At 33.3% G+C, this 6,000-nt stretch carries 6 protein-coding genes; all 6 read left to right on the top strand.

Annotated elements, in window-relative coordinates:
* Positions 1-1,286: helix-turn-helix domain-containing protein (locus tag B4E95_RS00940; RefSeq protein ID WP_291089196.1), on the top strand; the 1,286-nt coding region annotated here is incomplete at its 5' end.
* 129 nt (positions 1,287-1,415) lie between these two features.
* The gene (locus B4E95_RS00935; RefSeq protein ID WP_038332370.1) at positions 1,416-1,916 is read left to right on the top strand and encodes an FKBP-type peptidyl-prolyl cis-trans isomerase; all 501 of its coding nucleotides are present in this window, start codon (positions 1,416-1,418) and stop codon (positions 1,914-1,916) included.
* Between the two features lie 159 nt (positions 1,917-2,075).
* Entirely contained in the window at positions 2,076-2,636 is a 561-nt protein-coding gene (gene purN / locus B4E95_RS00930) for a phosphoribosylglycinamide formyltransferase (RefSeq protein ID WP_219034718.1), read from the top strand.
* A gap of 89 nt (positions 2,637-2,725) precedes the next feature.
* Positions 2,726-4,237, top strand: coding sequence for a bifunctional phosphoribosylaminoimidazolecarboxamide formyltransferase/IMP cyclohydrolase (purH, locus tag B4E95_RS00925; protein ID WP_291089192.1), 1,512 nt, complete (start codon positions 2,726-2,728; stop codon positions 4,235-4,237).
* Positions 4,238-4,294: 57 nt separating this feature from the next.
* Positions 4,295-4,666 carry a four helix bundle protein gene (locus B4E95_RS00920; protein WP_291089190.1) on the top strand — a complete coding sequence of 124 codons (372 nt, stop codon included), beginning with the start codon at positions 4,295-4,297 and terminating at the stop codon, positions 4,664-4,666.
* On the top strand, positions 4,653-5,945 hold the full coding sequence (purD, locus tag B4E95_RS00915; RefSeq protein WP_125349024.1) for a phosphoribosylamine--glycine ligase: 1,293 nt from the start codon (positions 4,653-4,655) through the stop codon (positions 5,943-5,945). The genes B4E95_RS00920 and purD overlap by 14 nt, the downstream gene beginning before the upstream one ends.
* Positions 5,946-6,000: the final 55 nt, after the last annotated feature.

The following is a 6,000-nucleotide window of genomic DNA, read 5'->3' as shown; positions in this document are numbered from 1 at the left end:
AAGTAATTTTTTCGGGAGATTTTTTTCAGTTACCGCCGATTGGTGAAGAGTGGGAAGAATCGAAAGATAAATTCTGTTTTATGTCCGATGCTTGGGTTCAATCAAAAGTGCATATTTGTTATTTGACAGAGCAATATCGTCAAACAAACAATGCATTGAATGATATTTTGAATGAAATTCGTTCGGGGAATATTTCGCAAAAAACAGTTGATTTATTAGAAACTCGAATCGAATATTTTCCAGATGAAATAGATTCACAAACTCGTTTGTATACACATAATATGGATGTGGACCGAATTAATAAAGGTCAATTGATTAATATTGATTCATCTTCCAAAACATTTGAAGCAAAAGTTGCGGGAAATCCAGCTTTGGTTGAGGTTCTTAAAAAATCTGTTTTAGCAGAAGAAGTTTTAGAATTGAAGATAGGAGCGAAAGTGATGTTTGTTCGTAACAATTTCGAAGTTGGTTTTGTAAACGGAACGCTTGGAAATGTTTCGGGGTATACTGAAAAAGACGAGCCAATTATCAAAACATTAGATGGAGAATTTTACATTGCAAAACCAGAAACGTGGGCAATAGAGGACGAAAGCGGAAAAGCATTGGCTTCATTTACACAAGTTCCGTTGCGTTTGGCTTGGGCGATTACGATTCATAAATCACAAGGAATGACGTTAGATTCTGCGTTTATTGATTTATCAAAAGCGTTCGAAAAAGGACAAGGGTATGTTGCACTTTCACGTTTACGAGATTTAAATTCGTTGATGTTACACGGATTGAATCAAACAGCTTTAGAAATTGATTCACTTGCAATGAAGGCTGATAGACGTTTTCAGGTTTTATCGAATGAAATGGATGAGTTTCTAGATGAAAAAGAATTGCAAAACTCTTGGGCTGCTTTTATCCGATATTCTGGTGGAACTTTGGATAAAAAACAAATTGCAAAAAATATCGAAAAGAATAAAACCAAAGAAAAAGGACAAAAGAAATCGACTTACGAAATTACATTAGAATATGTGAAAGAAGGTTTGTCTTTAGATCAAATCGCAGAGAAAAGAGGTTTAACTACTTCAGCAATTGTCGATCATATTGGTAAAATCAAAGAAAGTGAGCCTGATTTGGATTATTCAAAATTTAAACCTTCTGATAAAATTATTGATAAAGTTCGATTAGCGTATAGTGAAATCGAATTTGAAGAGAATAAAGTTTTAAAACCAATTTATGATTATTTCAATGGTGAAATTGGTTATGAAGACATCAAAAAAGCATTACTTTTTATAGATTAAATAAAAATTGTCAGTTCAAAAATCTAAATAACTGACAAAATTGGTCAAATTATTCGAAAGGAATAGTTGTTGTTAAAAGATAAGTATTAAAAATGAACGCTTTTTAAAAGCATCCATAATTTACAATTTATGTCAATAGAAAACAATAATGTAGTTTCAGTAAACTACTCATTACATACCATCGAAGCGAATGGTGAAAAAGTATTTGTAGAACAATCAAATACAGAAGAGCCATTAACTTTTTTATTTGGAGCTGGAATGATGATTCCAAAATTTGAAGAAGAATTAAAAGAATTAACAATTGGTGATAAAAAATCATTCGTAATTACTCCAGCAGAAGGATACGGTGAAAGAGTAGAAGAAGCTGTTGCTCAATTACCTTTAGATATGTTCAAAGAATCTGGATTGCCACCAGTTGGAGCAATTTTACCTTTGACTGATGATGCAGGAAATCAATTCCGTGCTTCAGTTGTAGAAGTGACAGAAGAGGCTGTAATTGCAGATTTGAATCCTCCAATGGCAGGAAAAACATTAGAATTTGAAGTTGAAATTCTTAATGTTCGTCCAGCAACTGAGGAAGAATTATCTCACGGACACGCACATGGAGTTGACGGAACTCAAGGGCACTAAAAAATATTTTCAAAAGGCTATTTCAATTTGAGATAGCCTTTCTTGTTTTTAATTGTGAATAAATCATTAATAAATAGATTAAATCCACGTTATATTTTTCGACTTGCATCAACTAAAATCTTATCTTTGTAAAACAAACAAGATTACTTACAAACAAACATGAAAATAGCTGTATTTGTTTCCGGTGGCGGAACAAATCTTCAAAATATTATTGATGCAGTTGAAGACGGAACGTTACCAAATGTCGAGATTTCGATGGTAATGGCAGACCGAGATTGTTATGCAATAGAACGATCTTTGGATAAAGATATCCGAACGTATGTCTTAGACCGAAAAACTTTTTCGGAAGATGCTGAACATAATTTAGAAGGAGAAGAAATCGACTTAATTGTTTTGGCAGGTTTTTTAACCATATTATCTCCAGAATTTACCTCGAAATGGGGCTCGAAAATGATTAATATTCATCCTGCATTATTACCAAAATTTGGTGGAAAAGGAATGTATGGCGCGAAAGTTCACAAAGCAGTTTTAGAAGCTGGTGAAAAAACATCAGGAGCAACTGTACATTTTGTAACGGCTGGTGTAGACGAAGGACAAATTATTTGTCAAGGAACTTTTGAAATTGAAGAAGGTGATGAAGTAGCAGATTTACAGCGTAAAGTTGCTGAGGTAGAAAGTGAAATCTACATCAAGGCAATCAAGCAAATCAGCGAAGCATAAAATATAGAATGCCTCAATGTCTTGTACATTGAGGTTTTTCATTTCCAATAAAATAGTAAACAAACAATAAACTTTAAAAACTAAACACAATGCAAAAACAAGCGCTAATCAGTGTTTCGGACAAGTCGAACTTGTTAGAATTTGCAAAATTCTTGGTTGAACAAGACTACAAAATCTTATCAACTGGAGGAACATTCAAACATTTACAAGACAACGGAATCGAAGTTACAGAAGTAAAAGATGTAACTGGTTTTCCTGAGATTTTGGATGGTCGCGTAAAATCTTTACATCCTGCAATTCATGGTGGTATTATGGCGCGTCGTTCGGACGAAAACCATATGGCAACAATTGCAGAACACGGAATTAACCCAATCGATATTGTTATTGTAAATCTTTATCCATTCTTCGAAAAGATGAACACAGGTCTTTCTGAAGCTGAAATGATTGAATTTATTGACATCGGTGGACCATCAATGTTACGTTCTTCTGCAAAGAATTTTTATGATGTAACAGTTGTGACAGATGTGAATGATTATGAAATAGTAATGAATGAAATTCGTGAGAATGGTTCAACTTCTATCGAAACGCGTAAATTATGTGCTGGTAAAGTGTTCAACTTAACTTCTGCTTACGATGCGGCGATTTCTACTTACATTTTAGGTGAAGATTTCCCTCAATTTTTAGAGTCTTCTTACGAGAAAGTGATGGATTTACGTTACGGAGAAAATCCACATCAAAAAGCGGCTTATTATGTTGATAAAACAAAAAATGGTGCAATGAAAGATTTCGAATATTTACAAGGAAAAGAACTTTCTTTCAATAATATTCGTGATATGGATTTGGCTTATAAAGTAGTTTCAGAATTTGAAGAAATAACTTGTTGTGCAGTGAAACATTCAACACCTTGTGGAGTGGCGATTGGAGATAATGTTTTAGAAGCTTATGAAAAAGCTTATGAATGTGATCCAATGTCAATTTTTGGTGGAATCATCGCTTTCAATAGAGAAGTTGATGGAAAAACTGCAGTTGAATTAAATAAAATTTTCTTAGAAATTGTGATTGCGCCTTCATTTACAGAAGAAGCGTTAGAAATTTTTAAACAAAAGAAAAATTTACGAATCATCAAAGTGAAGAATCCTGTTTCGGATAAAGTAACTTATGTAAAAGTTGATGGAGGATTAATTGTTCAGTCTACAGATAATCAGTTTTCAACAGATCTTAAAGTTGTAACAGAAGCTCAACCAACAGATCGTCAAATGACTGATTTAGTTTTTGCTCAAAAAATTGTAAAATGGGTAAAATCTAACGCGATTGTTGTAGCGACAAATGGTCAAGCTTACGGAATCGGTGGAGGTCAAACGAATCGTATTTGGGCGGCTCAACAAGCGATTGCACGTGCAAAAGAAAAAGTGGAAGAAGATTTAGTTTTAGCTTCAGATGCATTTTTCCCTTTCCGTGATGTAGCTGATTTTGCAGCAGAAAATGGAATTAAAGCAATTATTCAACCAGGAGGATCAATCAAAGATCAAGAGTCTATCGATGCTTGTAATGAACGCGAAATCCCGATGGTTTTCACAGGAATGAGACATTTTATGCACTAAAATTCGATATGCGATATTCGTTTTGCGATGTTGGAATTTAAGATTAACTTAGTGTAAATGAGAAGTTATAGCAATTTAGACGTATGGCAAAAAAGTTTGGAAATTTTAAGACTGGTTTATAATCTTTCTAATAAATTTCCAGAATCAGAAAAGTATGGATTAACTGTTCAAATAAAAAGAGCAGTTGTTTCAATTCTTTCAAATATCGCAGAAGGTTCTGGAAGAAATTCAAATCAGCAAATGATTAATTTTCTATCTATTTCAAAAGGTTCTGATTTTGAGGTTGAAGCTCAATTAATAATAGCTTTTGAGTTGAATTATATAACAGAGTCAGAATTAAATGAAGCTTTAGAATTAATTGATCATTATTGTAGAATGAATAATAATTTTCAAAACTATTTAACAAAGAAAAACAATGGAACAAAATAATAGCGCAAACCGCGAATCGCAAACCGCAACTCGCATCTTAGTAATCGGTTCAGGTGGTCGTGAACATGCAATAGGATGGAAGTTTGCTGAAGATTTCAAGCAAAAAGGACAAGATTTAGAATTGTTTTTTATTCCAGGAAATGCAGGAACAGCTCAAATCGGAACAAACGTTTCAGTTTCTTCGATTGAAGAAATGAAAAATTTCGCGAAAGAAAATCAAATCGATTTAACTTTTGTTGGACCAGAAGCTGAATTAGCAGAAGGTATCGTTGATATTTTTCAGAAAGAGAATTTAAATGTTTTTGGACCTCATAAAGCAGCTGCGCAATTAGAAGCTTCTAAAGCTTTTGCGAAGGATTTTATGGATAAATATGGTGTGAAAACAGCAAAATATAAAAATTTTCAAGGACCAATGTTGGCGATTGATTATTTGAAAACACAAGATTATCCAATTGTAGTGAAAGCCTCTGGTTTAGCGGCTGGAAAAGGAGTTATTATCTGCCAAGATTTTGAAGAAGCAAAACAAGCTGTTTTGGATATCATGGAAGATAAAACCTTTGGTGATGCAGGAAACGAAGTGGTTATTGAAGAATATTTAGAAGGTTTTGAAGCCTCTATTTTGTCTTTCTTTAACGGGAAAAAAATCGTTCCATTTGTTTCGGCAAAAGATCACAAGAAAATTGGTGAAGGAGAAACTGGTCTTAATACTGGTGGAATGGGCGTTATCGCTCCAAATCCATTGTTTACGGAAGAGCATTTCAAAATGTTCGAAGAAGAAATTATGGAGCCAACAAAATGTGGTTTAATTAAGGAAAGATCAGAGTTTGCTGGTGTTATTTTCTTTGGATTGATGATTACAACAAAAGGTGTTTATTTGTTGGAATATAACCTAAGAATGGGCGATCCAGAAACGCAAACAACTTTACCTTTGTTAGAAAATGATTTGGCTGAGGTTGTAAATAAAGCAATTAAAGGAGAAGATTTTGACTTGACTTTCAAAAATCAACATGCGTGTTGTGTGGTGATGGTTTCGGGAGGATATCCAGGAAATTACGACAAAGGTTTTGAGATTCGTGGTTTAGAAAATGTAACTTGTCCTAATTTTATTGCTGGTGCAAAATTATCAGGTGAACAAATTGTTACTTCTGGTGGACGCGTAATCAACATAGTTGGATTAGGAAATACATTAGAAGAAGCACGTGAAACTGCTTACGAAAACATCAAAAAAGTACATTTTGATTACGAATATTATCGAAATGATATTGGAGTAATTCAATAAAAAATACAGTTTATATTATTAAAAAATGCGTTTCAAATGAAACGCATTTTTTTTA

This window comes from Empedobacter sp. UBA7494 (assembly GCF_002478465.1).
GTDB classification, from domain to species: domain Bacteria; phylum Bacteroidota; class Bacteroidia; order Flavobacteriales; family Weeksellaceae; genus Empedobacter; species Empedobacter falsenii_B.
The sequence above is the reverse complement of the archived record's forward strand: the minus strand, read 5'-3'. Positions and strand labels throughout refer to the sequence as shown.

Excerpts from the sequence above, each read along its gene's own strand:
- B4E95_RS00935 (WP_038332370.1), top strand. The coding sequence starts at position 1,416 with ATGTCAATAGAAAACAATAATGTAGTTTCAGTAAACTACTCATTACAT.
- purN (WP_219034718.1), top strand. The coding sequence starts at position 2,076 with ATGAAAATAGCTGTATTTGTTTCCGGTGGCGGAACAAATCTTCAAAAT.
- purH (WP_291089192.1), top strand. The coding sequence starts at position 2,726 with ATGCAAAAACAAGCGCTAATCAGTGTTTCGGACAAGTCGAACTTGTTA.
- B4E95_RS00920 (WP_291089190.1), top strand. The coding sequence starts at position 4,295 with ATGAGAAGTTATAGCAATTTAGACGTATGGCAAAAAAGTTTGGAAATT.
- purD (WP_125349024.1), top strand. The coding sequence starts at position 4,653 with ATGGAACAAAATAATAGCGCAAACCGCGAATCGCAAACCGCAACTCGC.